Raw genomic sequence first — 1,317 nt, 5'->3', positions numbered from 1 at the left:
GAGCAGTCCGGCGAGCCCGGCGGCGTCACCGGATTCGACGGCGCTCCACAGGGCGGCGTCGGCCGGGTCGGCGGAGCCGTCGGCGGCGCGGCGGGCGGTGGAGGCGGTGGTGTCGGGCCAGTACCTCTCGTGCTGGAAGGCGTAGGTGGGCAGTTCGACGGTGGTAGCGCCGGTGCCCTGGTGGACGGCGGCCCAGTCCACGCGGACGCCGCGCACGTGCAGGCGGGCCAGGGCGGTGAGGGCGGACTCATCCTCCGGGCGGCCGGTGCGCAGCAGCGGGACGGCGTCCGCGCCGGTGTCGTCGCCGAGGGTGTCCTGGGCGGCGGCGCACAGTGAGCCGCCGGGCCCCAGTTCGAGGTAGGTGGCGGCGCCCGCCTCGTGGGCGGCGCGCACCGCGTCGGCGAACCGTACGGTGGAGCGCGCGTGCCGCACCCAGTAATCGGCGGTGCGCAGGTCGTCGCCCTCGGCAGGGCGTCCGGTGAGGTCGCAGACCACGGGCACGGTGGGCTCGTGGTAGGTCAGGCCCTCGGCGACCTCACGGAAGGCGTCGAGCATGGCCTCGGTGCGCGGCGAGTGGAAGGCGTGGCTGACGCGCAGGCGGCGGGTGGTGCGGCCGAGCCCCGCGATGTGCTGGGCGACGCGCTCGGCGGCTTCCTCGTCGCCGGAGACGACGACGGCCGAGGGCCCGTTGACGGCGGCCAGCGAGAGCTGGTCCTCCAGGCCCGCCAGGAGCGGCAGCACCTCCTCCTCGGAGGCCTGGAGCGACCACATGGCGCCGCCTTCGGGCAGGGCCTGCATCAGGCGGGCGCGGGCGGCGACCAGCGCGCAGGCGTCGTCCAGCGACAGCACGCCCGCGGCGTGGGCGGCGCTGATCCCGCCGATGGAGTGGCCGAGCAGCACCCCGGGGCGTACGCCCCAGGAGCGCACCAGCCGGTACAGGGCCGTCTCCAGTGCGAACAGGGCGGGCTGGGTCCAGCCGGTCTCGTACAGCGCGGCGGCGCCGGGGGTGCCCTCCTCGGCGAACAGCACGTCCTTCAGGGAGCCGTGCGGTGTTCCGGCGGGGGCGTCCAGGAGCAGCGGGTCGAGGCGGGCGACGACCTCGTCGAGCGCCTCGGCGAACACCGGGTACCGCTCGTACAGTTCGCGTCCGGTGCCGGGGCGCTGGCTGCCCTGGCCGGTGAAGAGCAGGGCGGTGCGGCCCGCGCCGCCCGTCTCGCCGAGGACGAGCGCCGGGTCGGTGCGCTCGTCGGCGAGGGCGGCCAGAGCGCGGCGGGCGTCCTGGGCGGTGCCGACGACGACGGCGCGCTGTTCGAAGGC

At 76.7% G+C, this 1,317-nt stretch carries 1 protein-coding gene; it reads right to left on the bottom strand.

Annotated elements, in window-relative coordinates; translation table 11 throughout:
* A partial coding sequence (locus AB8Z36_RS40115; protein WP_369218287.1) for an acyltransferase domain-containing protein occupies positions 1-1,317 on the bottom strand: 1,317 nt, incomplete at both ends.

Source organism: Streptomyces flavofungini (genome assembly GCF_041028215.1).
Lineage (GTDB): Bacteria > Actinomycetota > Actinomycetes > Streptomycetales > Streptomycetaceae > Streptomyces > Streptomyces flavofungini_B.
Note: the sequence above shows the minus strand (reverse complement) of the source record. Positions and strands in the feature narration are given on the sequence as shown.